Raw genomic sequence first — 25,874 nt, 5'->3', positions numbered from 1 at the left:
CACGACGACACTAGCAAAAAAGTAACGATGCCATGTATTACTATGAATGTCAGCTTACTTAGGTAATTTATTCTACGCTTTCATCGTCATAGAGTGTGCTTTAGGTTGGTGCCCTTTAACATTCTATTAAAAGATTTTAAGCCAAAATGGTGATAGAATCGCCACCACTTTCTACGTGCTTACTTAGTGCTGCTTGTCTGCAAGCACAGCGTAGCATGCCTATATTAATTATTTTAACTCCTGAGAAAACATGTTTGATTTAATTACGAGTCGCGATAGCAATGTTAAAAATGACGTGCTCTCTGGCATTACCGTTGCGTTAGCATTGGTACCAGAAGCAGTGGCCTTTGCCTTTGTTGCAGGTGTTGAGCCTATGATAGGCCTCTATGCCGCCTTTATGATGGGCTTGATTACGTCAGCAATTGGTGGACGTCCTGGAATGATTTCAGGGGCCACAGGTGCAATGGCGGTGGTCATGGTAGCCCTGGTTGCTCAGCATGGCGTGCAGTACCTTTTCGCTGCGGTCATCCTTGCCGGTTTACTCCAGATACTGTGTGGCGTGTTCAGGTTGGGTAAGTTTATTCGACTTGTGCCCTACCCCGTCATGCTAGGCTTCGTGAATGGGTTAGCCATCGTTATCTTTCTTGCCCAGTTAGGACAATTTAAAGTCATTAACGCCGCTGGCGAACTTAGCTGGATGCAAGGCACTATGCTTCATTGGATGCTAGGTTTGGTGGCACTAACCATGGCAATTATTTACTTGCTGCCTAAGCTGACCACCGCTGTACCGGCTTCCTTGGTGGCGATTATTACTGTCACAGCACTGGTGCACGGCTTAGATTTAGAGGCTCGTACTGTGATTGATTTCGTTCGCGATTTATTACCTGCTGAACAAAAAGCCAGTGCCACCTTAGCGGGTGAGTTGCCTAGTTTTGCTATCCCTATGGTGCCGTTCAATTGGGACACCCTAATGATTATTCTACCTACCTCAGTCATTCTCTGCTTGGTGGGCTTAATTGAGTCGCTTCTTACGTTGTCACTTATTGATGAAATGACAGATACACGGGGTCGAGGCAACAAAGAATGTGTGGGTCAGGGCGTTGCTAATACAGTAAATGGTTTCTTTGGCGGCATGGGCGGTTGTGCCATGATTGGGCAGAGCATGATCAATATTAATTCAGGTGGTCGTGGTCGACTTTCTGGTATTACAGCGGCGTTAGTTTTGCTCGGGTTTATATTGTTTGCTGCGCCACTTATTGAAATGATTCCTTTGGCTGCCTTGGTAGGTGTGATGTTTGTAGTGGTTATTGCCACTTTCGAATGGGCTTCATTTCGCATTATTCGAGGTGTTAACAAAGAAGATGCCTTCGTTCTGTTTTTAGTCACCGGCGTGACTGTTATTGCTGACCTTGCCATTGCGGTGGTCGTGGGGGTCATCGTGTCAGCGCTTGTTTTCGCTTGGAAGCATGCACGTCACATCGAAGTGAAAAGCCATATCGATAAAGATGGTTGGAAAGTCTACGACCTTGAAGGGCCATTATTCTTCGGATCAGTGACTCACTTTAAGGATTTGTTTGATATAGCCAACGATCCCCAAGACGTGGTTATCGACTTTAAAGAGTCACGTATATGGGACTCTTCAGGTATAGATGCATTGGATACCTTGGCTGATAAATATGAGCTACAAGGTAAGAAGCTACACATTCGTCATATTAGTGACGAGTGCCGAAGCTTACTTCGCAAAGCGGATAAATTTGTTGAAATCAACGTGAGTGAAGACCCTCGCTATCGTGTAGCCACAGACAAACTTGCTTAAGGGAAGCCCGCTCTTGTTCGCACCATGGAAAGGCATTTTTGCCTTTCCATGGTGCACTAAAGGCTAGTGTCATTTGCGAATAAGCGAAAAAACCTCGATAAATTAAGCGCCTACTAATATGGCATCGTTTTTGGATACGTATTTAGTGAAAGTGTGAATGTGTGTCGAGCAATTTGCTCAAAACAATGTGTGTGTTGTGATTACGTGAATGGTCATAACAGTAGATAGGCAACGAAGCCCGCTCCAACGTTAGTTGGAGCGGGCTTTTTTTTGCGATGAAAAAAGAGGAGAGACCATGACATCTCTGGCTTCGAAAGAACGAATTCTTGTTGTTGGTAACGGCATGGTGGGTCACCACTTTGTTGAGCAGTTACATCAGGCCAACGAAAATGCTCAAATTACCGTGTTGTGCGGCGAGTCGCGCTTGGCCTATGACCGTGTTCATCTGTCCTCTTATTTCAGTGGTGCCAGTGCAGAAGACCTTGCATTAACTGATGCTGCTACTTATACAGAGTGGGGAGTGAATTTCGTTACGAACGCCATGGTAACCGACATTCTCCGTGATGAAAAAAAGGTATTAACCTCTGAAGGTCAGGCCTATGTGTACGACAAACTCATTTTGGCAACGGGTTCGTACCCCTTTGTTCCTCCTATTCCAGGCAACAACCAACCCCACTGTTTGGTTTACCGAACCATTGACGATTTAGAGGCAATAGAAGCTTCTGCCAGAGAAAGTAAAACAGGGGTTGTTGTAGGTGGCGGTCTACTGGGATTAGAAGCTGCAAATGCTTTGAAAGAAGCCGGTTTAGATACCCACGTGGTGGAATTTGCACCTCAGCTCATGGCCGTGCAACTTGATGTTACTGGCGGTCAAGTCCTCAAGGACAAGATTGAAGGTTTAGGGGTGACTGTGCATACCCAAAAAGCCACTCAGGTCATTGAGAGTGGCGAGCAGGCGCGATACCGTATGGTGTTTGCCGACGATACTTATTTAGAAACGGACATGATCCTGTTTTCTGCAGGTATTCGTCCTTCCGACCAGTTGGGCAAAAAAGCCAATTTGGCGCTAGGTGAACGTGGGGGCATCGTCATTGACGATAGCTGCCTAACCTCAGATCCCGATATCTACGCCATTGGTGAATGTGCCTTGTGGCAAAACCGTATTTTTGGCTTAGTCGCGCCTGGTTATACTATGGCACGCGCCGCCGTCAGTCATTTGACCGGTGGCGATACACGCTTTACCGGCGCAGATATGAGCACCAAATTAAAGTTAATGGGTGTAGAGGTTGGCTCTATTGGTGATGCTCACGAGCGAACAGAGGGGGCGCAAAGTTACACCTACTTTAATCAACCGGAAGGTGTGTATAAAAAATTAGTGGTCGATGCTGAGCAAAAGCAAGTGTTAGGTGCTGTACTTGTGGGTGACACCAGTGATTACGACACGTTGTTGCAGTATGCCTTAAACGGAATTGAACTGCCCGAACAGCCAGAAAGCCTTATCCTCCCAAGTAGCGATGCCGCACCTGCGCTAGGGGCAGATGCATTGCCTGATACCGCCACGATTTGTTCGTGTCATAACGTAGCCAAAAGCGACATTGTCACTGCAATTGATGGGGGTTGCTGTAGCTTAGGGGATGTGAAAGGCGCAACGAAAGCAAGCACCGGCTGTGGCGGATGCACTGCATTGCTGAAAAATGTCGTAGACAGTGAGCTTGAAAAGCGCGGTGTTGAAGTGTCTAAAGCTATTTGTGAGCACTTCAATCATACCCGACAAGAGCTTTTTCACATTGTTAAAGTGAATGGCATTACCTCGTTTGAGCAGTTGCTTGAAGGTCATGGCAAAGGATTAGGCTGCGAGATTTGTAAACCTGCCGTGGGCTCAATTCTGGCCTCTGTGTACAACGACTATATTCTTAAACAAGAGCACCTCCCCCTGCAAGATACCAACGATATTTACCTTGGTAACATGCAAAAAGACGGGACTTACTCCATTGTACCAAGGGTGGCTGGCGGCGAAATTACCCCAGAAAAACTCATTCTTCTGGGTGAGGTCGCCAAGCAATATAACCTCTATACAAAAATAACCGGTGGCCAACGTATCGACCTTTTTGGGGCGCGGGTGGAGCAATTACCTGAAATTTGGGAAACCTTAGTGGCCGGTGGATTCGAAACGGGCCATGCCTACGCGAAAGCGCTGCGAACAGTGAAATCCTGTGTAGGCAGTACTTGGTGTCGATACGGTGTTCAAGACTCAGTAAAAACCGCTATTGATTTAGAAAACCGTTACAAGGGATTGCGCGCGCCACATAAAATCAAATTTGCGGTCTCTGGTTGTACCCGTGAATGCGCAGAAGCGCAAAGCAAAGATATTGGTGTTATCGCCACCGAGAATGGCTGGAATTTATATGTGTGTGGTAACGGCGGTATGAAGCCTCGTCATGGCGACTTGTTTGCCACCGATTTAGATACTGAAACCCTAGTACGTTATATCGACAGAGTCTTGATGTTCTACGTGCGTACTGCCGATCGACTCCAACGTACCTCAGTTTGGATGGACAATTTAGAAGGTGGCTTGGCATACCTTCAAGATGTGGTGATAAATGATTCGTTGAATCTCAACGATGAACTTGAAGCACAAATGAATAGCTTGGTAGCAAACTATCAGTGCGAGTGGAAAACCACTATTGAAGATGAAGCATCACGCAAGCGTTTCCGTCAGTTTGTAAATAGCAAAGCTGCAGATGCCAATATTCAATTCGTTGAAGAGCGTGGACAAGTTCGACCGGCAACAGAAATGGAAAAAAAGCTAGGTACGAATAAAGCGATTCCAGTGGACGTAATTTAATTCCGGGAGAAGATGATGACAGCAACAACACAACTTGCCGCTCAGTGGCATGATGTCTGCGGGCTAGACGATTTAGTGAACAATAGTGGCGTATGTGCCCTCATCGGCGAACAACAAATTGCCATTTTTTCACTCACTATCAAGGGTGAGCAGCAAATCTACGCGATTAGCAATTGGGATCCCGTAGGGAAAGCAAATGTACTTTACCGCGGTTTACTTGGCTCTATTGGCGATGAAATTGTCGTAGCCTCACCGCTGTATAAAGAGCATTACTCATTAGTGACGGGGCGCTGTCTAGAGCGGGATGACGTCAGCGTGCTGGCATATAAAGTGAAGCGAGACGGTGACCGTATTTTTGTTGCCGTTGAATAATTCCAAATAAGATTGCGAAGTGAAATAGGATGAATATGGCCACACCCACCTACCAAGCGAATACATCGACAGAACAACTAAGGCAATCTACCTGCCCTTACTGTGGTGTGGGCTGCGGTGTGGATATCAGTTGCAACGTAAATGGGCGTGTCGTATCCCTGGACAAGATTTGTGGTACGCCCGAGCATCCGGCCAATCACGGTCGCTTATGTGTGAAAGGTACAAACCTGCTAGAAACAAACAGCCTTGGCGGGCGTTTGCTCCATCCAACCATAGCAGGGGAAAAGGTGGAATGGGACACAGCAACGCGCCTGATTGCCGACAAAATAACACAGACCGTAGCGCAGTATGGCGCGGATGCCGTTGCTTTTTATGTCTCGGGTCAGCTCCTGACAGAAGACTATTATATTGCCAATAAGCTAATGAAAGGCTTTATTGGTAGTGCCAACATAGACACCAATTCTCGCTTGTGCATGTCCTCAGCAGTAGCGGCATATAAGCGCGCATTTGGTGAAGATGTGGTGCCTTGTCAATATACCGACTTAGAGAGCACTGAATTGCTGGTGCTTACTGGTAGCAACACCGCATGGGCCCACCCTGTGTTATTTCAACGAATTCAACGGGCGAAATTGCGTAATCCCAACATGAAAGTGGTGGTGCTAGATCCGCGTAAAACAGAAACTTGTACCCTTGCAGATTTGCATTTACCGCTTAAGCCAGGTACAGACGTGGCGGTGTTTAATGGGTTGCTTAACTTTGCTCACACCAATGGCAGCATTGACGCAAACCGCGTACATGCCTTTGCCGATGGACTGGATGACGCTGTGGCGGCTGCTAACGACATGGACATAGATAGCGTTAGCCAATATAGCGATGTAAACGCTAACGATTTACACACCTTCTATAGGTGGTTTTGTGACGCTGAGCGCGTGATTACGTTTTACTCAATGGGCATCAATCAATCGGCCTTTGGCGTAGACAAAGCAAATGCCATCATCAATTGTCACCTAGCACTGGAGCAGATAGGTCGAGAAGGGGCGGGGCCATTTTCTATTACCGGCCAACCTAATGCCATGGGGGGAAGAGAGGTGGGCGGATTAGCAAATATGCTTGCGGCTCACAGAGACATAGAAAACCCCAAGCACCGGGCCAGTGTCAAATCGTTTTGGAACGCGCCGCATATTTGTGAACACCAAGGCCTTAAGGCGGTGGATCTATTTGATGCTATGGCATCAGGTAAAGTGAAGTTTGTGTGGATAATGGGCACAAACCCCGTGGTGAGTATGCCACACCGAGAACAAGTGGAAAATGCCCTTCGCCGATGTGAAACCGTGGTGGTGTCAGATATTGTCAATAAAAATGATACCCTCGATTTTGCACATATTGCTTTGCCTGCAACCGGGTGGTCAGAAAAAGATGGGATGGTGACAAATTCAGAGCGAAGAATGTCTCGTCAAAGAGGCATACTTCCTCCCCCCAAAGAGGCGCGTCACGATTGGCAAATTATGTGCGATGTTGCCAAAAAAATGGGGTTTGAAGATGCCTTTGATTATTCTCATCCTTACCAAATTTTTGATGAATTTGCGCGTCTTACTGCTTACGAAAATGACGATGAAAAATTGCTGAATTTAGCCGCTTTGGTTGGCATGACTCAACAGGAATACGACAACTTCAGCCCTGTACAATGGCCTCTTGAAAGGCGCTCTGATGGAAGTGTACAAACTATTCGCCCCTTTACTTCGTTAACCTTTCCAACGGACAACGGTAAGGCGAAATGTATTGCAGTGACGCCTCAGTTACCCCAACAAGTCACCACCGCTAGCTTTCCATTTGTGCTTAACAGCGGCCGCTCTAGAGACCATTGGCATACCATGACACGTACAGGGAAGGCCGCTAAATTACATGCGCATATGCCACACGCAAGCGTGTCTATGCATCCAATGGACGCACAAGCCCTGCAGCTTTCCTCAAAGGCTTATGTGAGTTTAAGCAGTGAAGTCAGTGGAGAAACCCCGTGTATTTTCCCTGTAAGTATTGATGAGGGTATCAGACGGGGAGAGCTTTTTATTCCCATTCACTGGTCCGGAGTTTGGGGTTCCCACAGCAAGCTCGCAAAGCTTTATGCTCCGGCGACAGATGCTATTTCTGGCCAACCCGAGTTAAAGCATGCCGCGGTTAACCTGGTGCCAACCTCATTTAAGAGTTTCGGGCAAGTGTGCATAAGAGAACAAGATGCGCAGCGTTTAGGCGATAGCTGGGGAGATTACTGGGCCAAAACTCAAACGGCACATGGCGTCAGCTGGTCAGTGGCAAGTCACCTTGATATTTCACAGTGGTTATCACACCTTTTAACCCGTTTACCCAAAGATTGGGTAATATACCAACACAAAAATACCTCAGGCGTCTGCCTAGTCGGTGTTCATAACGATACCGTGTGTGCCTTCGTCTCCCTTGGCCAGGTATGTCCTAGTCAATCACCGGATTGGCTACTGCCAATGGGGTGGATTGATAGCTTACTCAACTCAGCGCTCACTAACGACACCTTATCCAATTTGCTTCATGGCCGTGTGGACGATGCCTTCACAAAAGGAGCACAGGTTTGTAGTTGCTTTAATGTGAGAGAAAAGACCATCAGTGAAGCGATTGAAGCTGGATGCCAAACGGTGGATGAGTTGGGTGAGCGATTAAAGTGTGGCACCAATTGTGGTTCTTGTAAGCCTCGACTGAGCGAAATGCTTAACGCTTTTGCTTCCCTTGAAATCCCCTCTGTTGAAACAGCCTAATTAAATAGGAGGCATTCACATGCAAACACTCACGCATCGTTGTCATTGTTTTTTAAAAGCAACCATTGATACTTCAGTGGAGTTAAAAGAGGTATTTTCACGTTATTTATCATCTTTTAGCCGCTCTGGAGCTAATCGCTCTGAGTATGGTCATGTCTTTATTGTTGGGGCAGGACCAGGGGATGCAGAGTTACTTACGGTTAAAGCGGTCAATGCTATTCAAAGCGCTGATGTGGTTTTGTTTGATGCCCTGGTTAGTAAAGAAGTATTGGCGGTGATCCCTCACCACGTAAAACGAGAATTTGTTGGTAAACGCTGTGGCAAGCACAGCATGACTCAACAGGAAATTTGTCAAAAAGTAGTGTTACTTGCTCAGCAAGGTGTCAACGTAGTACGGCTGAAAGGCGGTGACCCAGCGCTGTTTGCGCGTACCTGCGAGGAAACCACCGCGCTCGCTCAAGCCGGCGTCGAATTTGCTATTATCCCTGGTATTACAGCCGCATCCGGTATGTCGGCCTACACGGGCATCCCTTTAACCGACAGACGCTGCGCCCAAGCCGTCAGTTTTATCACCGCACATTTTAGCGATCCTAAGACCTGGCCTGATATGCAGCGCCTTTGTGCCACTATGCAGCAGCAAACGGTCGTGGTGTATATGGGGTTAAGTCGGCTAGCACTGTTATCTGAGCGATTAATCGCCGCGGGGCTAAGTGCACAATGGCCGGTGGCAGTTATTGAAAATGCGACGTGCGCCAATCAACAAACGATGACCGGCACCCTTGAAACCATTTCACAGCAGGTTAAGACAGCAAACCTTCAAGGTCCGACGTTACTTGTATTTGGAAAAGTGGTAGAGTCGAGACAAGACGTTTCATTATCTCTGCTTCAATCGAATCTCAATGTCACAGCAATTTAGCGAATATATTAAAATAATTGGCAAGGGCCAAAAAGGTAGCCGAAGTTTAACGCGGGAAGAAGCTTACCACGCGATGAAAATGGTGTTAGCTGATAAAGTCACGGGCGAGCAACGAGGGGCTTTTTTAATGTTGCTGCGAACCCGTGAAGAAACGCCCGAAGAGGTGATTGGGTTTATAGACGCGTGTAGGGAACTGCTAGCGCCTGATTTATCAACCCTTACTCCACAAATCGATATAGGGTGTTACGCAGGTAAACGCAGGCAATTACCTTGGTATTTATTGGCGGTGGCGCTATTAGCACGAAAAGGCTACACCGTTATGCTACACGGCGCGCACGAGCCGGGTTCAGGCCGTTTGTACGCCAGCAAAGCGCTGCCCCTCTTAGGTTTACCTCCGGCAACAGATATACCTCACGCAAAATCACAATTAGCACAGGTTGGCGTAACCTACCTGGACTTGTCGCATTTACTCAGCCCGCTTAATAAACTGATCAAATTACGCGAGTTTTTTGGTTTGCGCTCATGTGCGAATACCTTAGCAAGGCTATTGAATCCCACCTTGGCCAAATGTTGCGTACAAGGTGTTTATCATATGCACCTTGATCATAAACATTGTCGTGTGAATGAAGCGTTTCCCGAGTTCGATGCACTTTGCTTTCGTGGCGATGGGGGAGATCCTGAGGTAAACAGCGAGCGAGACACCGAGCTATTTATTACCCGAAGCGGACAAACTCAAGAAATTATCCTGCCAGCACAAACGCAAAAGTGGGCATTGAAAGATACCGCAATGGATGTCAACGATATGCTCAAATTCTGGCGAGGTGAAATTCAACACGCTTATGGACAACAAGCGGTTATCGCAACCTTAGCAAGTTACTTAGTCCTGTTGGAAGATATTAGCGTCGAGCGAGGTATAGCGCTGGCTCTCGAGTTATGGAATCAACGGGAAGCAACACAATTCCCCTTCAGCGGTTAGCCCAATCATTTTTCAGAAAGCCGGTTTTGACCGGCTTTTTTTGTTTTTCGTGGTCAAAACAGGACATGTGAAAATCCTCTGCTATCTTTAATGCACTACATACGTAATGTGTTATTCCTCGCCTGATCTACTTAATTTTCCATTTCAACACAAACATAGGCGAGCAGGGTGCTGTGATATTAGGAGCAAGAGATGTTTTTTAAAAACAAAGAACTAGAAGCAGAAAATGCACGTTTAAAAAAGGAGCTGGCTGCCTTTTTGACGGTACAAGATGAGTTGCGGGAAGAAATGTTACACATTGCCCTTAACCCTCAAGGGCAAATTACTGATATTAATGATGGCTTCTCAACAGTATCAGGCTATGGATTACCCCAGTTACAAGGCAAAAGTTTATCTTCTTTAATTCCACAGCATCTTACCCAACATGATGGCGTAAAGCGTATGTTGAAGGCCATAAAAGATGGCGATCATTGGCATGGTATGATGAACTTTCTTCACGCCAACGGCGAGGAATTATGGTTTCGCGGTATTTTACAGCCCATTGAGGGGCAGAAGGACAACGTGATCCAGTTTGCCATTTACATGGCAGAACAGACCAAAGACATCACCAAAAGCCATGAAATGAAAGACATGCTAGCAGCGCTTCACAATGCCTCGGCCGTTATCGAATTTGATTTAAACGGAAATATATTGAAAGCCAACCATAACTTTCTTTCTACCATGGGCTATAGCGAGTCACAGATTGTCGGTAAACATCATCGAATATTCTGTAGTGCCGAAGACGCTGAATCTCCCGAATACAAAAGGTTTTGGCAAGATCTGAGCCAAGGTAAAATGTATTCAGATCGCTTTAAACGGGTGGACAGTCGCGGGAATGAGGTTTGGCTTGAGGCCTCATACAATCCCATTAGAGACGAATACGGAAAACTGTACAAAGTGGTGAAATTTGCCACTGTGATTACTGAACAGATGCAAAGGGAATTTGCTATTTCTGAGGCAGCTAACGTCGCTTTTAGTATTTCAAAAGAAACCGGCGAGCACGCAAAAAATGGCAATCAAGTGTTAGATAACACGGTTCGCATTATGGGAGAACTCACAGAGGAAACCGGGAAGGCGAGCAGTGGAATTAAAGAATTAGACGAGCAATCTCAAAAAGTGGCTGATTTGGTGCAAAGTATAAGTGGTATTGCTGACCAGACTAATTTACTGGCTTTAAATGCCGCTATTGAGGCCGCGCGTGCTGGGGATCAAGGTCGAGGATTTGCAGTGGTTGCCGATGAAGTTCGCCAACTCGCTTCACGCACCAGCAGTGCGACAGAAGAGATTGTTAACGTAGTGGTAGAGAACAGAAAGCTCACAGAAAATGCCGTACAGCTTATTGAGGCAGGACAAGAAAAAGCGCGTGAAGCCCTAGAGTACTCAACAGAGTCAGGCAAAGTGATGAGTGATATTGAGAAAGGCGCCACAGAAGTGGTAAATGCCATCGGTCAATTTACCCAAAGGTTATAGCGGCCGCTTGACGTTCCAAGGTCTCGCTCGTTATGCACAAAAACGTGCTTATCTAGTGCATGGTTTGCACTTTTTTTGTTCAGTCTCTTTTGTGGCCTGAAGGGGGTAAAGTCAAAAGTTTAGTAATTTCATAAGGTTAAACTTTTGGCATGATCAGTGCTTTTTATAAATGTAACTCGTTCAATGCATAATATGACATTGAGTGATAATAAAAATAAGAAACGCTTGGAATATATCGCGTACATCTTCAGAGGTATGCAAGGAAGAGAAGGAATCCTCTTCATATAACAATACAGTCGCTTGTTTCTCATCGCGAGGTGACATAACAGGCATGGCAACGAAGCCCACCAGCAAATAATGCTAATCCATTATTCGCTGGTGGGTTTTTTTTTGGTTCGAGGAACGCAAATGTTTACGTTAAAAACTAGCTCGCTGTTAAAAAATGTACCCAAAACACTGACGAAAGTACTCGCCCTGACGCTCATGGTCAGTGCTCCCCTAAGCCTTGCGCAAAGCGAAGAAAGCGTGGGGTGGCCAGAGAAAGAAGAACTTAAATTCGGTTTTATTAAACTAACCGATATGGCACCCCTTGCCATTGCCTATGAAAAAGGCTTCTTCGAAGATGAAGGACTGTACGTAACACTGGAAGCACAAGCGAATTGGAAAGTGTTGCTTGACCGTGTTATCGACGGGCAATTAGATGGTGCGCATATGTTGGCTGGACAGCCACTAGGCGCAACAATAGGGTTTGGTACGGAGTCCCACGTTGTCACTGCATTTAGTATGGACTTAAACGGTAATGGTATCACTGTCTCCAACGAAATTTGGGACAAAATGAAAGCCCATATTCCCGTAAAAGAGGGTAAACCAGTACATCCTATTAAAGCAGATTACCTAAAACCTGTTGTGGATGAATACCGCGAAGCGGGTAAGCCATTTAAAATGGGGATGGTATTTCCTGTCTCTACTCACAACTATGAACTTAGATATTGGTTAGCAGCAGGTGGTATTCATCCTGGTTACTATGCACCTCATAAAGGTGATACCTCTGGGCAAATAGATGCTCAAGCGCTACTGTCGGTTACGCCACCACCACAAATGCCAGCCACGATGGAAGCCGGCACCATTTACGGGTATTGCGTAGGTGAGCCATGGAACCAGCAGGCGGTATTTAAAGGTATTGGTGTGCCAGTGATCACCGATTACGAAATTTGGAAAAACAACCCAGAGAAAGTATTTGGCGTAAGCCAGGCTTGGGCGGATAAATACCCTAATACGCATATCCGAGTGGTTAAAGCGCTTATTAGAGCCGCCATGTGGTTAGATGAAAACAACAATGCCAATCGTCCTGAAGCAGTAAAAATTCTTGCTAAAAGCACGTATGTAGGTGCGGATGAAGAAGTACTGGCTAACAGTATGACAGGTACTTTCGAATACGAAAAAGGCGACAAACGCGAGGTGCCTGATTTCAACGTGTTCTTCCGTTATAACGCTACCTTCCCTTATTACAGTGATGCCATCTGGTACTTAACGCAAATGCGTCGTTGGGGGCAAATTTCTGAACCTAAGTCAGACGACTGGTACAAGGACATTGCGCGCAAAGTGTACAAGCCTGAAATTTATGCGGTGGCGGCGAAAGCCCTTATCGCTGAAGGCAAAGCCGATGCGGCAGACTTCCCAGAATTCGATACAGAAACAGGGTTTAAACCACCGCAAAGCGAGTTTATCGACGACGTCACTTACGATGGTTCAAAACCCAACGCTTATTTAGAGCAGTTTAACATTGGCTTGAAAGGCGAAACGGTACTGTAATCCAAACATCCACAGGTATTCATGGAGAAATTTATGAGCAAAATGGCAAATATCCTCAGTGTGTCCCCTACCAGAGCCCCCTCTGGCGGGGCACTCGCTAAAGTGTATCAATCAGCACCGGTATTGTTGTTGCCATTGATTGGACTGCTGATGTTTTTAGCGGTGTGGAATGGTGTGGCGAAATCCATTGATACGTCTTTAGGGCAGTTCCCTGGTCCTGCTCAGGTATGGGAACAAGCGGGTGTATTGATTGATGAGCACAACGCACAGCGCGAAAAAGCGGATGCATTTTACGAGCGACAAGCGCAGCGTAATGCGGCAAGAGTGGCACAAGATCCAAGCTATGAACCTAAAGTGAGAGACTTCACCGGCGCACCTACTTTCATTGACCAAATATGGACAAGTTTGTATACCGTGATGGTGGGGTTCTTTATCGCGTCTATCATTGCTGTGCCGTTAGGTATAGTGTGTGGTTTAAGTAAGTCAGCTTATACTGCGATTAACCCGCTTATTCAGCTGTTCAAGCCGGTTTCCCCGCTTGCGTGGCTGCCCTTAGTCACTATGGTCGTGAGTGCCTTGTATGTCAGTGATGACCCCGCCTTTTCGAAGTCGTTTGTTACCTCAGCATTTACCGTATCACTCTGCTGCTTATGGCCGACGCTTATTAATACAGCCGTTGGTGTATCCAGTATCGATAGTGACCTTATAAACGTGAGTAAAGTACTTCGCTTAACACCGTTTTCCCATCTCACGAAAATTGTATTGCCATCGTCCATCCCTATGATTTTCACCGGTTTGCGCTTGTCGTTAGGCATAGGTTGGATGGTATTGATTGCGGCAGAAATGTTGGCGCAAAACCCTGGGTTAGGGAAGTTCGTCTGGGATGAGTTCCAAAATGGTAGTTCAGAGTCACTGGCTCGAATTATGGTGGCAGTGCTCACTATTGGGGCTATCGGCTTTGTGTTAGATAGAGCCATGTTATCGATACAGCGATTCGTAAGCTGGGACAAAACCAGCGTATTACGCTAGTCAAAGGAGACACATATGCAACCTAAACATCTAGAGCTAACCCAAGTAGGGATTGACTTTCCTACACCAAAGGGCCCGTTTACTGCGCTCACCGACGTTAACCTTAAAATAGCGAAAGGTGAATTTGTTTCTCTTATTGGCCACTCAGGTTGTGGTAAATCCACCGTACTGAATATTGTCGCGGGCTTGCATACAGCCACTACCGGAGGCGTTATCCTCGATGGTGCGGAGGTGAACTCTCCGGGGCCTGAGCGTGCAGTCGTGTTTCAAAATCATTCATTGCTGCCTTGGTTAAGCGTGTATAAAAATGTTGAGTTAGCGGTAAAACACGCTATGCGTGGAAAATCGAAACAGGAAATGCGTGATTGGGTCATGCACAACCTTGAACTCGTTCATATGACCCATGCCTTAGACAAATTGCCCAGTGAAATCTCTGGTGGCATGAAGCAAAGAGTCGGTATTGCCAGGGCACTGTCTATGCAACCTAAAGTGTTACTTATGGATGAACCCTTTGGGGCGCTTGACGCACTTACACGTGCACATTTGCAGGATGCGCTTATGGAAATTCATGCAAATTTGGGTAACACAGTGATTATGATTACCCATGACGTGGACGAAGCCGTTTTGTTATCCGATCGTATCGTGATGATGAACAATGGCCCAGCGGCCACCATTGGTGAAATACTCAACGTTGAACTGCCACGCCCACGTGAACGTCTTGCGCTGGCGGATAATCCTGAATACAACCACTATCGTCATGAAGTGCTCACCTTTTTGTATGATAAACAAAAAAAAATTGAGCCTGTCTCGCCACATATTAAAGCCAATAAGGAAAAGGAGACGTCTGAATCAAAAGCTTCAAACAGTTCAGATGCTGCCTAAGCTGTACGCCGTAATCTGATTTAAATACGTTAATTGTAAAAGGAACGTTTTCTTGGTTTTACACCAGGAAGGGAGCCCTTTACCTAAAAATCACTATTTGAAACTCACATTTAAGAAAGAGTTTAGTTCGATAAGGGAACGCATAATGAAAAATCAAAAGAGGTTCACACTGGCGTTAGTCAGTACAGCGGTATTGTCATCGTTGAGTGTTTCAGCGATGGCTGATGAAGATTGGTACGACATACTTAGCAATTCCAAAGCATGGGCAGACTTAAACTTGCGCTATGAAGGTGTTGATCAAGATAATGCCTTAGACGATGCCAGCGCGTTAACACTAAGGACACGCTTGGGCTTTCAAACAGGCAGTTTAAATGGGTTTTCATTTACTGCAGAAGTAGAAGACAGCCGAATTGTTATGGGGCAGGGCGATTATACTGTGGGACCTACAGGCTATAATGTAGGCGAGTATTCGGTGATTGCAGACCCTGAAACCACCGAAGTAGATCAAGCATTTCTACAATACAAGAATGAAGGTTTGACCTTAAAAGCAGGCCGCCAAGTTATCGCATTGGACAATCATAGATTCATCGGCCATGTGGGCTGGCGTCAAGACCGTCAAACGTTTGATGGCGTAAGCGCGAAATACGTAGTCAGTGAGAACGTGGATGTATTTTATGCTTACCTCAATCAACGTAATCGTATCTTTGCAGAAGCTGCAGATTTTGATTCTAAAGATCACCTGATCAACGCTAATTTCAAAACTAAAATGGGTAAGTTCACCGCTTATGCGTACCTGTTAGAAGTTGATAATGATACCGCCAATGGCTTAGATACCTATGGTATTCGCTATAGCGGTAGCTATAAAACACAGAGCGTAGGCTGGGGATACGGCGCTGAATACGCTTCCCAAACCAGTGAGTCAGGGTCTGGCGATACTGCCACCGAATACGATGCTAACTATTTGAATGCGTACTTAGCGGCAACGGTTTCAGGTATTACAGCGAAAATTGACCACGAAGTGTTAGGCAGTGACGACGGTGCTTACGGTTTCTCTACCCCTCTTGCGACTTTGCACAAATTTAATGGCTGGACCGATCAGTTTCTTGCCACTCCAGCGCAAGGTTTAGTCGACACAACATTCTCTTTAAGTGGGAAGTTGGGCAAAGGTAAATGGTTATTGGCTTATCATAACTTTAGCGCAGATGAGAGTACCGAAGGTGTTGACGATTTAGGCAGCGAAATTAACGTGCAATACACTGCAAAAGTGATGGAACATTTCAACTTCGGTATCAAATATGGTCACTACACGGCTGAAGATATCAAAGTGGATGCGGATAAACTGTGGGTCTGGGTGGGGACAAAATTCTAAGCTTATGAAGCGTATGAAGTTACCACAAAACGTGCACTTGTTTCTTCTCTGCGGCGGCCAGTCACGTCGTATGGGAAGAGACAAAAGCTCATTGTTGTTTCAAGGAACTAGCTTTGAGCAACGTACCAAGCGTATTGCCCTTGACGCCGGTGTTACTGATGTTTGCACTGTGGGAGGCAAGGGTAAAGATATTGTCGATTGTATTCCTCATCGAGGGCCGGCAGCGGCCACGATTTTTGCCATGAATGAGGCAAAAGAAAACATCCTTAATCAGGCACATGCGCTGGTTCTTTTACCGGTAGATATGCCGATGTTAAGTGCGGTGTTACTACACCAGCTTATTGGGTTGAGTTTATCTCAGCAAACAAGCTGTTATTACAATAGAGACTGGTTTCCATTGGTTATCTACAAACCCGTTGATTACCTCGAAGAACTTAATAAGTTAATCACCGACTCACCGATGCCTTCAATGAAAGCGCTTGCCAACGTGTGTCACGCACAAACGGTTCCCCTTTCTTCGCGTTTGCACTTAGCATTACTCAACGTCAATACGCCACACGACTTTTCACAGTTGCAATCACTAACCCAACGTGGCCAAACGCAGATTTCTTAAGGCAGTAGCCACCCCTTTTTTACGGCATTATCCAACTGTGTATTAACGTAATCCCATAAGCTTGGTGCACAGGTAATAAGGTGTTTGTTTCTTTGTGCAATTTTCTCCCGTGTCACCCCATGCTTTTTCCAACTGCCCCCTTGATTTTGCATGTTTTGAAACACAGGCAGCACTCTATCCATCGCTTTTGCAAATTCAGCGTCAGGCGTTTCTGCCTCTTCAAACTCTAGCCATAATGCCAGCAGCTCCTGATTTAAAGGCGCAGGAAGCAAACCAAAGATTCGTTTAGCGGCTGCCAGTTCTTTTTCTGCTTGGGCTTCATGTTCGGCTGCTTCTTGAAAGGCAAACAAATCTCCGGCATCAATTTCTACTACGTCATGTATAAGAATCATTCGAACAACGCGGCTAATATCAATCGGTTGTGCAGCAAAGGGAGCAAGCGTCGTTGCCATTAAAGCAACATGCCAACTATGCTCCGCGGAATTTTCTTGCCTATCGTTATCAAGGGGAAGGGTAATCTGCCGCTTTACTGCTTTTAATTTATCTAATTCGGTTATAAATTCGCTAAATTGGGCTGGAGTTAATGTCATAAAGATTCCAATGCTAATAAAAAAAGGCCGATAAGAGTATCGGCCTTCAAAATAACTCAATGTATTTTACTTTTGCTTAGATAACCAAACAATAAGGTCGGAAATATCGTCAAGAGACATGTCTGAGGTAAAGGTGGGTTGATACTTGCCGTTTACAATAAAGCTAGGCACACCTTTTATGTAATTTCTATTTTTATCAATTTCTTGCTGGTTTTTGCGCATCATACTGTTCACGCCAAAACTATTGGCGAGTTTATCAAACTCAGCACCGTCAACACCATTAACAACAAAGATATTACGTAAGTCTTTTAGACCAGTAACAGATGCACGTTGTTTGTGAATATAGTTGAAAATAGCAGTGTTAAGCGCGTCTTCTTGCTTCATTGCGCGGGCAATGAGCATTGCCTTTGTTGCATCGTTTTGTACGTCAGGGCCAGTGAAGCCCATAAAGTTAACGTGGACTTTGTTAAATTTGACGTTGTCGCCCATTTTAGTTTTGATGTCTTTTATCACTGGCTCAAACTGAAAGCAATGTGGGCACCAAAAAGAGAAAAACTCTGTAATCACAGGCTTGCTGGTGGCGTCTTCATCAAGCACCTTATAGTGAGTGCCTTCTTTCCATTTTACGTCACTATCTTGTGCACACGCGGTAAGCGGGATAAGTAACGCCATAATAAACAGTACTGCAAACTTTTTCATTGGAGTAAGTCCTTCGATGAGATTTTTCATTGTTACGATGAAGGTTAACACAAGCCTTTACAAGGCACTAGCGTACGCGACCATCTGGGTATTTTATGCAACGAATGGCCTGAGTATGCTCTTGTACTGAACCTGTAAGCGGCTTCATCGTTTGCTTGTCAGCGCTAAAACCCTAATTTAAGTGGGGGCTCTTGCATGGCAGACATTTGCTCTTTTAACGCAAGAATTTGACCTTCCCAGTATTTGTCGTCGGCAAACCAAGGAAAGGCACGTGGGAACGCGGGGTCCTCCCAGCGTCGCGAAAGCCATGCCATATAATGAACCATACGCATGGCCCTTAACGGTTCGATAAGCGCCAGTTGGCTGTTATCAAATTCATTAAATTCTTCGTAAGCTTCCACCAGTGTGTCTAGCTGCAGCAATTGTTGTTGTCTGTCGCCACTTAGCATCATCCATAAGTCTTGAATCGCGGGACCCATTCGGCAATCATCCAAGTCAACAAAAGTGGGGCCATCACGCCATAGAATATTACCGGGATGACAATCTCCATGCAGGCGAATAACGCCCTGACTTTTATAGTTAGCAGATGCTTTTTCAATGACCGGATTTAAAATGGCAAAAAATGCCGTCTTTAAATGGTCGGGTAACAATTGGCTATTTTCCAGTATCCGCTTTGGCTCATCTAAGTAGCTCTGGGTGTCAATGGCTGGGCGATCCGCAAACGGCTTTGCTTGTGCTACTCGGTGAATGCGCCCAATGAACCTGCCCATCCATTCAAGCTGGTCAAGGTTATCATTTTCAAATTGTCGCCCGCCCACTGATGGAAACAAAGTAAAGCGATAGCCTCCATGGTGATGCAGTGTCTCACCATTGATAAGAAGGGGAGCCGCTATGGGAATCTCATTTTCAGCTAACTCAAGGGCAAAATCATGCTCCTCTTCAATCTGTGTGTCGGTCCACCGTCCGGGCCGATAAAACTTCACCACGTAACGCTGATTGTCCTCGGCCTGGAACTGATAAACCCGATTCTCATAACTATTAAGCGCCAACAGGCCGCTTTGTAAAAAAATGCCCTGGTCTTCCAGGGCATCTAAAATGGTATCTGGATTTAAACCAGAAAATGAAAAGTCTGTCATCGATATATAAATTTCGTTGGTTCGTTGACTGTGACCACGTCACCGTCAATGGTGGTGGTTTGTACAGTAAACATGATTTCTGTTACCACATCTTCCAGATTATACGGGTCTGTTGCAACCGATATCGGCGTACTAAATACTTCGCCCCCTTTTACCGTGACCTCCTGTTCGCCATAAAAGCGATATTCAGGTAAACCCTCCACACTAATAGTATAAGTTTGGGTGGTTTGGGATTTATTGAGTACCTTGATGGTATAGACATTTTCAATCAAGCCGTCGTTTGTTTCTCTGTATAAAGCGTTTCTATCTCGAATGATATCCACGGCGAGAGGAATTCGAGTGACAATATCGGCAATCAACAGCCCCACCATGATGAGCAGAACAATAAAGTAACCGATAAGTTTGGGGCGGATAATATGCGTTGTACCGCCAGAAAGTCGCTCCTCAGACGTAAAGCTAATCAGTCCTTTGGGGTAACCCATTTTATCCATTACACCATTACAGGCATCGATACAGGCACCACAGTTAATGCATTCGTATTGTAAGCCATTGCGGATATCAATCCCTGTAGGACAAACCTGAACACACAGGTTACAGTCGATACAGTCGCCCAGCCCTTTTTCCTGAACCTGTTCGTGACTGAGCTTACGCGGTCGGGGCCCGCGCTGCTCGCCTCGATGGGCATCGTAAGATACAGTAAATGTATCTTTGTCGAACATAGCAGACTGAAAGCGGGCATAAGGACAAATGTGCGTACACATGATTTCTCGCATGTAGCCTGCGTTTGCGTAGGTACAAACCGCAAAAAACAACACCGAGAATGCTGCCCAAGAGCCGGTATTGAAAGTGAAAAAGTTAATGAACAGAGCGCCAATAGGCGTGAAGTAACCCACAAAGGTTAATGCGGTTAACAGCGCCACAGCCACCCATGCGGTGTGTTTCAACGTTTTACGGATAAACTTGTCTGCATCCATAGGGCGCGCATCTAACTTAATTCGTTTATTGCGAGGCCCCTCTATTTTTTCTTCAAACCACGTATAAATATAAACCCAAGTGGTTTGAGGGCACATAAAACCACACCACACTCGCCCAGCAAATGTGGTGACAAAAAACAACGCAAACGCCGAGACGATAAAGATGTAGGCCAGCAGAGTTAAGTCTTGAGGCCAAAGTGTCAGCCCAAATATAGTAAATCGTTGTTCAACAATATCCAATAATACGGCTTGCTTGCCATTGTATTGAATCCAAGGGATCACGGCGAACAACGCAAGGAAAATAAGCCCAAAAAACCGACGAAAGGTTTCTAACGGGCCCTGTACGGCACGAACATAAATTCGGCTTCTACTGTCATGGCGTTTGCCACCATCGCCAGAGGATGGCTTGTGTACCTTAACAGGGGTAACATTTTTTACAGGAATCTGCTCATTCATAAGGGGACCTTAGCCGACTTCACAATGCTGCTAGGAGGCAGTGTAACAGCCAAAATAATTGACCGTTTTAATGTAGATCAATGATGGCATGAATGATCGCTTTTTTACATGTTTCAGTCAATACTGAAAGTTCAGAAATATTGTGTAATAGCAGTTCAGCGCTAAAACATGCCACGCATTTATCCTCGTATTTCCTTATACCTAGGTATATTTGAAGGTAGCTTGTCTAGGCATAAATCGAGATACACTAAGGTATTCTTTTCTATTATGGGCATTTTTAATGCGACGATTCATGGTGCTTTTAGCTGAGATTGGGTTAATTATACTGATTGTTCGTTCGCCTTTCGCGCAGCATTTTCTTAACGAAGTGCAATACAATCTTGCCGATACCTTTTACGCCTTAGAAAGGTTGCCGCAACAGCGCCTATTGCAAAATCTAAGAGAGGATATTGAAAATGAAATGCCTCATTTAAAACCCTACCAACGTGAATACCTACATAGCATCACACTAGATAGTGTGCACTTATCCCATTTTTATCGTGCGTATTGTGCGCATAACGAGATTAATCCGAATTTTTTCGGCCAAGACAGGGTCACCCTGTGTACCAAGGTGGCAGGGGCTGGTTTGGTATCAGGTACTTAGCGCATTTGCCTGCAAGCCATGGTAAAGGTGAGGTTTATACTGTTAGTTTCATTTTGTGTTTATTTTGTTCATTTATCATTCAGGTTAGTTTGCTATAGTGGCAAGAAAAGGTAAATATTTGAGGAGCAACAAGATGTCAGCGACAATTCGAAATGCCGTCACTAAAATGGGACTCGTTGTTACTGCTGCAACACTTTTCGCAGGGGCTGCAACGAGTCAAGCTGCTGAGGTGAAAGTAGAGTGGGTAGAGCCTACAAAATATGTAGATGTTAAGCCAAGTAACGAGCCTCGTAAGCGGTTTAGAGAGCGCACACTGGAGCAACTCGAAACCTTTATGCTTGAGCTGGGCGAAAAACTCCCAAGTGAACAAAGCCTAACGCTGAAAGTGACCAACCTGGATCTTGCTGGGCATGTTTGGCCTGCAAGTTTCGCCGGTTTTGGTAATAGTATGACTGACGTTCGTATTATTCGAAGTTTAGATATCCCACGAATGACATTGTCGTATACATTGACTGAAAATGATCGCATTGTTCAGCAAGGTGAAGACATTAAAATTAAAGACATGGCGTTTATGGATTCTCGGGTACGTCCGTTGAATCGTGACACGCTAGTGTATGAGAAAGCCATGATTGAAGATTGGTTTGACGATACATTCTCTATAAGCTTCGCCAGCAACTAATGCTTTGTACACCGAATGTGAACGTTTAAAAAATGCCGCTTTAATAAGCGGCATTTTGCTTTTGCACATCGCAATTATAAATAATCGAATTCGCTGGCGGCTATCGCTAGGGTACTCTCTGCGCCCGCTGAATAGGCCACTTTATGGGCGTCTCTACGTGGCAAAATGCGATCAATATAGAAATCACGAGTTTTTTGCTTAGCGGTAGCTATTACCGTGTTATCCGATTGTGCGGCTGTGTCTGCCATACTGAACCAAAGCACGCCAATAAGTGAGTAGGCCGTATAGGCTAAATAATCACAGGCGGCAGAGGCCGCGGTTGTGGCATCCATACCTAGGCAGTCTGCTGATGAAGCACGCCAGTCGTCAAGTAAACCTTGAGCAAGGGCTTTATTGTCGTTATCTGTCATGGCCTCAACCAATTCATTAAACGCCTGATAGGTCGCGTTTAGCATATCGCCGCCATCACGGGTCAGTTTACGACCAATAAGATCTAACGCTTGGATACCATTGGTTCCTTCATACAACATAGCAATGCGCACATCGCGCATTAACTGTTCCATGCCCCACTCACGAATGAAGCCATGGCCGCCGAAAACTTGCACGCCTAAGCTGGTGGTTTCCAGTCCCATGTCTGTCATATAGGCTTTGCAAATAGGCGTTAAAAACTGAAGCACTTTATCCGCATGTACTTTCTCTTCTTCTGTACCCAGTTTTTCGATGTCCATAAATTTGGCATAAAAAAGCGAAAGCGCGCGGGCACCTTCAATTTGTGACTTCTGGGTAAGCAGCATACGAGCTACATCAGGTTGAAACACAATAGGGTCAGCTTTACCGTCAGGGTTTTGAACCCCTTGCGGAGCACGGGACTGAACACGTTCTCTGGCATACGTCAGTGCGCCTTGGTAAGAGGCTTCAGCGGCACCTAAACCTTGAAGTCCAACTTGGAATCTCGCATCGTTCATCATGGTGAACATGCATGCTAGCCCCTTGTTTTCCTCACCAACTAACCAGCCTGTAGCTTCGTCAAAGTTCATAACACAGGTTGGACTGGCTTTAATACCCATCTTATGTTCAATACTGCCCACCGACACCTGATTTGCTTCGCCAGGTTCATTGTTGTCATCTAATAAGAACTTCGGCACCAAGAAAAGGCTGATACCTTTTACGCCTTTTGGTGCGTCAGGTAAACGTGCCAGGACTAAATGGACAATATTGCTACTCCAATCTTGATCACCAGCGGTAATAAAAATTTTATTGCCGGTTATTTTGTAGCTACCGTCATCTTGAGGTTCGGCTTTTGTATTGAGTAAGCTTAAGTCTGTCCCTGCATGAGGTTCAGTGAGGTTCATGGTACCTGTCCATTCACCACTGATCAGCTTCGCGAGATACTTGTTTTTCAGGTCGTCACTGGCATGCTTTGTAACGGCTAACACGGCGCTTTCCGTTAGCATGGTGGTAAGACGCCAGCTTAAATTGGCGGCATTAAGCATTTCATGTACGGGCACAGCCATGGTGTAGGGGAGGTCCTGACCATCGTAATCGGCACTGCCTAGCATGGCGTTCCAGCCATTTGCTACGTATTCTTGATAGGCATCAGCAAACCCTTTTGGTGTCGTCACACTACCGTTTTCTAAGTGACAGCCTTCTTCATCGCCCTCGCGGTTTAAAGGGGCTACAACATCGAGGGCAAACTTAGCGCCTTGGGCAATAATTTCACTTGCCAATTCACTATCAAAATCTCCAATGCCGAGTTTCTGGTAGTGGGCATCTAGACCTAGCCAATCTTTTAATAGGAATTGAAAATCAGCGGTAGGGGCATGGTACAGAGGCATGTGTGACTCCTTTTTCAAACAGGTGTTTTAATTTTGCCTCATTATAGGCATAAAAAGCATAGTCAGAGTAGTCCGTTAAAGGAAAGTTAATAAAAAATTATTCACAGACGAGAATATAAAGCCACATTTACACCCGAGATTGCATTGGCTTTTTCTGCCATGGCTGGCATCCTATGGGGTTAAACTAGGTATTTGCCTCTAGCCTAAGAAACAGCGAGACACACTTAATGAGCGAAACAGAAAACCGAAAGCCCCTTTGTATTGTAACAGGTGGCAGTTTAGGGATTGGTTATGCGGTTTGCCAAGCATTTATTGAAGCAGGTTACCGTGTGCTCAATCTTGACGTTAGAGATTTTCATCGGCCTTTAAATCACGCTACTTGGATGTCTTGTGATGTTAGCCAGGTTGCTCAAGTACAAACGGCAATAGATGACGCGGTCGCTCAGTATGGACAAATACATGCGCTGGTCTGTAACGCAGGTAAGCATATTTCGGCAACCATTGAAGAAACTGACGAAACCATGTTAGACAGCATCATCAGTTTAAATATTAAAGGGGCTTACGGGGCGATTAAAGCAAGTTTACCTGCAATGAAAAAGTACAAAGAAGGCGCTATTGTCGTCATGGGTTCAGACCAGTCCTTTGTAGGAAAACGCAATTCATTCGCGTATGGATTAACAAAAGCGGCGTTGGCCTCTATCGCCAAAACCACCGCGTTAGATTATGCTGAATTCGGTATCCGAGTTAATGCCGTTTGCCCAGGCACCATTGAAACACCGCTTTTCCATCATGCCATAGATAAATATGTTGCAACAAGTGGCGCAGACAAAGGTGAGGTTGTGGCAGAAGAGGCCGCCGCTCAACCTTTAGGTCGGTTAGGGCAGCCTGAAGAGGTGGCTAATCTTGTCTGCTTTTTATGTAGTGATAAAGCGGCCTTTATCACCGGAAGTCTCTATGCCGTAGACGGCGGGTATACCGCCCAGTAACAAACCAGTGGGTGAATATAGTGGCTTTTCAGTGTGGATTAGCATCGATGTGGGAATACAACAACCTGAGGGTAAGTGATGACATGGTTTGATCCTCACCTTCACTTTTTCGCCCTGCAACAGGGAGATTATGATTGGCTGAAGCCAGACAATCCCCCCTTTTGGCCAGATAAACCACGAATTGCCTGCAACACCACAGAGCGTCATTTAATGACCCAAAGCCAAGGCAAGGTTGAGGGGTTTGTCCATATTGAAGCCGGCTATAACAATAGGTTGCCTTGGCGGGAAATTGAATATTTGGACAGGCACTGTTCTCTTCCGTTTAAGGCCGTGGCTTGCATCGATTTAACGGATCCTCAGGCGTGCTCGACAGTGGATAATTTACTCAGGTGGCGTTCTGTTACTGGGCTTCGCCATATTCTCGATGATGAGGCGACCACACTGTTAACCACCCCGAGAGTAAAGCATTGCTTAGCGCATATCAGTCACCGCCAATTGTCTTTTGATGCGCAGCTTGATTTAACAGACAGCACAGCTGTAACAGCACTCCTTAATGTCATATCTGCACTGCCCCAGCTGAAGGTAATGATTAATCACACGGGGGCATCATTCTTAGCAGCACGCAGTGCGAAAAAAAAGCACCTCTGGCTAAGGCATATTCAGTTACTGAGTGAATGCCCAGGGGTTGCAATGAAAATGTCTGGGTGGGAAATGGCCTCTAGAGACTGGCGTTGGCAGGAGGTCGCTCGGGTATGTGATGCCCTTTTTGAAAGGGTGCCTTACCATCAATTGATGTTCGCGAGCAACTTTCCGTTATGTGGTTGGCGGCTACCTTATTTGGCGTTGTGGCAAGGATATGAAAAGCTTGTGGCTCAGCTACCTAAAAAGGTTCAACGGGGTTTGCTGCATGAAAATGCGACACAATGGTACCGCTTGAATGACAAATAAAAAGGG

Annotated in this window: 21 protein-coding genes; 16 read left to right on the top strand and 5 right to left on the bottom strand. The window is 45.7% G+C overall.

What is annotated here, in order from left to right; translation table 11 throughout:
- Positions 1 to 250: 250 nt before the first annotated feature.
- The 12 genes from IUA53_RS16885 (at position 251) to mobA (ending at position 16,922) form a co-directional block, all read left to right on the top strand.
- Positions 251 to 1,816 carry a SulP family inorganic anion transporter gene (locus IUA53_RS16885; RefSeq protein WP_044446139.1) on the top strand — a complete coding sequence of 522 codons (1,566 nt, stop codon included), beginning with the start codon at positions 251 to 253 and terminating at the stop codon, positions 1,814 to 1,816.
- Between the two features lie 295 nt (positions 1,817 to 2,111).
- Positions 2,112 to 4,661, top strand: coding sequence for a nitrite reductase large subunit NirB (gene nirB, locus IUA53_RS16880; RefSeq protein WP_044446140.1), 2,550 nt, complete (start codon positions 2,112 to 2,114; stop codon positions 4,659 to 4,661).
- A 15-nt stretch (positions 4,662 to 4,676) separates the two neighbouring features.
- A complete protein-coding gene (gene nirD / locus IUA53_RS16875; RefSeq protein ID WP_156026794.1) occupies positions 4,677 to 5,033 on the top strand; it encodes a nitrite reductase small subunit NirD in 357 nt (118 codons plus the stop codon).
- A 35-nt stretch (positions 5,034 to 5,068) separates the two neighbouring features.
- Positions 5,069 to 7,816 (top strand): nitrate reductase, encoded by a 2,748-nt coding sequence (locus IUA53_RS16870; RefSeq protein WP_231401179.1) that lies wholly within the window; start codon positions 5,069 to 5,071, stop codon positions 7,814 to 7,816.
- Positions 7,817 to 7,835: 19 nt separating this feature from the next.
- Positions 7,836 to 8,732, top strand: a complete 897-nt coding sequence (gene cobA, locus IUA53_RS16865) for a uroporphyrinogen-III C-methyltransferase (RefSeq protein WP_052806581.1) — start codon at positions 7,836 to 7,838, stop codon at positions 8,730 to 8,732.
- Complete coding sequence (locus IUA53_RS16860; protein ID WP_196897472.1) at positions 8,716 to 9,708, top strand: glycosyl transferase family protein; 993 nt, start codon at positions 8,716 to 8,718, stop codon at positions 9,706 to 9,708. Before cobA ends, IUA53_RS16860 begins: the two co-directional genes overlap by 17 nt.
- Positions 9,709 to 9,900: 192 nt before the next feature.
- Positions 9,901 to 11,217, top strand: a complete 1,317-nt coding sequence (locus IUA53_RS16855; RefSeq protein ID WP_196897471.1) for a methyl-accepting chemotaxis protein — start codon at positions 9,901 to 9,903, stop codon at positions 11,215 to 11,217.
- A gap of 483 nt (positions 11,218 to 11,700) precedes the next feature.
- Positions 11,701 to 13,029: a CmpA/NrtA family ABC transporter substrate-binding protein gene (locus IUA53_RS16850; RefSeq protein WP_375276771.1), complete on the top strand. Its 1,329-nt coding sequence runs from the start codon at positions 11,701 to 11,703 to the stop codon at positions 13,027 to 13,029.
- Positions 13,030 to 13,062: 33 nt separating this feature from the next.
- The gene (locus IUA53_RS16845) at positions 13,063 to 14,058 is read left to right on the top strand and encodes an ABC transporter permease (protein ID WP_044056003.1); all 996 of its coding nucleotides are present in this window, start codon (positions 13,063 to 13,065) and stop codon (positions 14,056 to 14,058) included.
- Positions 14,059 to 14,073: 15 nt separating this feature from the next.
- Positions 14,074 to 14,940: an ABC transporter ATP-binding protein gene (locus tag IUA53_RS16840; RefSeq protein ID WP_044056004.1), complete on the top strand. Its 867-nt coding sequence runs from the start codon at positions 14,074 to 14,076 to the stop codon at positions 14,938 to 14,940.
- A gap of 145 nt (positions 14,941 to 15,085) precedes the next feature.
- A complete protein-coding gene (locus IUA53_RS16835) occupies positions 15,086 to 16,309 on the top strand; it encodes an alginate export family protein (RefSeq protein WP_044446142.1) in 1,224 nt (407 codons plus the stop codon).
- A 13-nt stretch (positions 16,310 to 16,322) separates the two neighbouring features.
- Positions 16,323 to 16,922 (top strand): molybdenum cofactor guanylyltransferase, encoded by a 600-nt coding sequence (mobA, locus tag IUA53_RS16830; RefSeq protein WP_196897470.1) that lies wholly within the window; start codon positions 16,323 to 16,325, stop codon positions 16,920 to 16,922.
- On the opposite strand, the gene IUA53_RS16825 is transcribed toward mobA, so the two are convergent.
- From IUA53_RS16825 to ccoG, 4 genes are all read right to left on the bottom strand, one after another.
- A complete protein-coding gene (locus IUA53_RS16825; protein WP_044056007.1) occupies positions 16,919 to 17,512 on the bottom strand; it encodes an HD domain-containing protein in 594 nt (197 codons plus the stop codon). The genes mobA and IUA53_RS16825 overlap by 4 nt on opposite strands.
- A 66-nt stretch (positions 17,513 to 17,578) precedes the next feature.
- The gene (locus tag IUA53_RS16820) at positions 17,579 to 18,211 is read right to left on the bottom strand and encodes a thiol:disulfide interchange protein DsbA/DsbL (protein ID WP_044446145.1); all 633 of its coding nucleotides are present in this window, start codon (positions 18,209 to 18,211) and stop codon (positions 17,579 to 17,581) included.
- Positions 18,212 to 18,375: 164 nt separating this feature from the next.
- Entirely contained in the window at positions 18,376 to 19,347 is a 972-nt protein-coding gene (locus IUA53_RS16815; protein WP_196897469.1) for a serine/threonine protein kinase, read from the bottom strand.
- A complete protein-coding gene (gene ccoG / locus IUA53_RS16810) occupies positions 19,344 to 20,777 on the bottom strand; it encodes a cytochrome c oxidase accessory protein CcoG (RefSeq protein WP_044446148.1) in 1,434 nt (477 codons plus the stop codon). The genes IUA53_RS16815 and ccoG overlap by 4 nt, the downstream gene beginning before the upstream one ends.
- Positions 20,778 to 21,057: 280 nt before the next feature.
- Between ccoG and IUA53_RS16805 the strand changes: the two genes are divergently transcribed.
- The gene (locus IUA53_RS16805) at positions 21,058 to 21,420 is read left to right on the top strand and encodes a hypothetical protein (RefSeq protein ID WP_156141731.1); all 363 of its coding nucleotides are present in this window, start codon (positions 21,058 to 21,060) and stop codon (positions 21,418 to 21,420) included.
- Between the two features lie 133 nt (positions 21,421 to 21,553).
- Positions 21,554 to 22,099 carry a DUF3016 domain-containing protein gene (locus tag IUA53_RS16800; protein WP_052806582.1) on the top strand — a complete coding sequence of 182 codons (546 nt, stop codon included), beginning with the start codon at positions 21,554 to 21,556 and terminating at the stop codon, positions 22,097 to 22,099.
- Between the two features lie 74 nt (positions 22,100 to 22,173).
- Here IUA53_RS16800 and IUA53_RS16795 read toward each other — a convergent pair whose 3' ends face one another.
- A complete protein-coding gene (locus IUA53_RS16795) occupies positions 22,174 to 23,934 on the bottom strand; it encodes an acyl-CoA dehydrogenase family protein (protein WP_044056012.1) in 1,761 nt (586 codons plus the stop codon).
- Between the two features lie 227 nt (positions 23,935 to 24,161).
- On the opposite strand from IUA53_RS16795, the gene IUA53_RS16790 reads away from it, so the two are divergent.
- Together IUA53_RS16790 and IUA53_RS16785 are read left to right on the top strand one after the other, a co-directional pair.
- The gene (locus tag IUA53_RS16790; RefSeq protein ID WP_044446152.1) at positions 24,162 to 24,920 is read left to right on the top strand and encodes an SDR family NAD(P)-dependent oxidoreductase; all 759 of its coding nucleotides are present in this window, start codon (positions 24,162 to 24,164) and stop codon (positions 24,918 to 24,920) included.
- A gap of 78 nt (positions 24,921 to 24,998) precedes the next feature.
- The gene (locus IUA53_RS16785) at positions 24,999 to 25,868 is read left to right on the top strand and encodes an amidohydrolase family protein (RefSeq protein ID WP_044446154.1); all 870 of its coding nucleotides are present in this window, start codon (positions 24,999 to 25,001) and stop codon (positions 25,866 to 25,868) included.
- Positions 25,869 to 25,874 lie beyond the last annotated feature (6 nt).

Source organism: Alteromonas sp. B31-7 (assembly GCF_015767655.1).
Lineage (GTDB): Bacteria > Pseudomonadota > Gammaproteobacteria > Enterobacterales > Alteromonadaceae > Alteromonas > Alteromonas australica.
Note: the sequence above shows the minus strand (reverse complement) of the source record. Positions and strands in the feature narration are given on the sequence as shown.

What these genes read in the sequence shown, in the direction of transcription:
- IUA53_RS16885 (WP_044446139.1), top strand. Translation starts at nt 251, where the DNA reads ATGTTTGATTTAATTACGAGTCGCGATAGCAATGTTAAAAATGACGTG.
- nirB (WP_044446140.1), top strand. Translation starts at nt 2,112, where the DNA reads ATGACATCTCTGGCTTCGAAAGAACGAATTCTTGTTGTTGGTAACGGC.
- nirD (WP_156026794.1), top strand. Translation starts at nt 4,677, where the DNA reads ATGACAGCAACAACACAACTTGCCGCTCAGTGGCATGATGTCTGCGGG.
- IUA53_RS16870 (WP_231401179.1), top strand. Translation starts at nt 5,069, where the DNA reads ATGGCCACACCCACCTACCAAGCGAATACATCGACAGAACAACTAAGG.
- cobA (WP_052806581.1), top strand. Translation starts at nt 7,836, where the DNA reads ATGCAAACACTCACGCATCGTTGTCATTGTTTTTTAAAAGCAACCATT.
- IUA53_RS16860 (WP_196897472.1), top strand. Translation starts at nt 8,716, where the DNA reads ATGTCACAGCAATTTAGCGAATATATTAAAATAATTGGCAAGGGCCAA.
- IUA53_RS16855 (WP_196897471.1), top strand. Translation starts at nt 9,901, where the DNA reads ATGTTTTTTAAAAACAAAGAACTAGAAGCAGAAAATGCACGTTTAAAA.
- IUA53_RS16850 (WP_375276771.1), top strand. Translation starts at nt 11,701, where the DNA reads ATGGTCAGTGCTCCCCTAAGCCTTGCGCAAAGCGAAGAAAGCGTGGGG.
- IUA53_RS16845 (WP_044056003.1), top strand. Translation starts at nt 13,063, where the DNA reads ATGAGCAAAATGGCAAATATCCTCAGTGTGTCCCCTACCAGAGCCCCC.
- IUA53_RS16840 (WP_044056004.1), top strand. Translation starts at nt 14,074, where the DNA reads ATGCAACCTAAACATCTAGAGCTAACCCAAGTAGGGATTGACTTTCCT.
- IUA53_RS16835 (WP_044446142.1), top strand. Translation starts at nt 15,086, where the DNA reads ATGAAAAATCAAAAGAGGTTCACACTGGCGTTAGTCAGTACAGCGGTA.
- mobA (WP_196897470.1), top strand. Translation starts at nt 16,323, where the DNA reads ATGAAGTTACCACAAAACGTGCACTTGTTTCTTCTCTGCGGCGGCCAG.
- IUA53_RS16825 (WP_044056007.1), bottom strand. Translation starts at nt 17,512, where the DNA reads ATGACATTAACTCCAGCCCAATTTAGCGAATTTATAACCGAATTAGAT.
- IUA53_RS16820 (WP_044446145.1), bottom strand. Translation starts at nt 18,211, where the DNA reads ATGAAAAAGTTTGCAGTACTGTTTATTATGGCGTTACTTATCCCGCTT.
- IUA53_RS16815 (WP_196897469.1), bottom strand. Translation starts at nt 19,347, where the DNA reads ATGACAGACTTTTCATTTTCTGGTTTAAATCCAGATACCATTTTAGAT.
- ccoG (WP_044446148.1), bottom strand. Translation starts at nt 20,777, where the DNA reads ATGAATGAGCAGATTCCTGTAAAAAATGTTACCCCTGTTAAGGTACAC.
- IUA53_RS16805 (WP_156141731.1), top strand. Translation starts at nt 21,058, where the DNA reads ATGCGACGATTCATGGTGCTTTTAGCTGAGATTGGGTTAATTATACTG.
- IUA53_RS16800 (WP_052806582.1), top strand. Translation starts at nt 21,554, where the DNA reads ATGTCAGCGACAATTCGAAATGCCGTCACTAAAATGGGACTCGTTGTT.
- IUA53_RS16795 (WP_044056012.1), bottom strand. Translation starts at nt 23,934, where the DNA reads ATGCCTCTGTACCATGCCCCTACCGCTGATTTTCAATTCCTATTAAAA.
- IUA53_RS16790 (WP_044446152.1), top strand. Translation starts at nt 24,162, where the DNA reads ATGAGCGAAACAGAAAACCGAAAGCCCCTTTGTATTGTAACAGGTGGC.
- IUA53_RS16785 (WP_044446154.1), top strand. Translation starts at nt 24,999, where the DNA reads ATGACATGGTTTGATCCTCACCTTCACTTTTTCGCCCTGCAACAGGGA.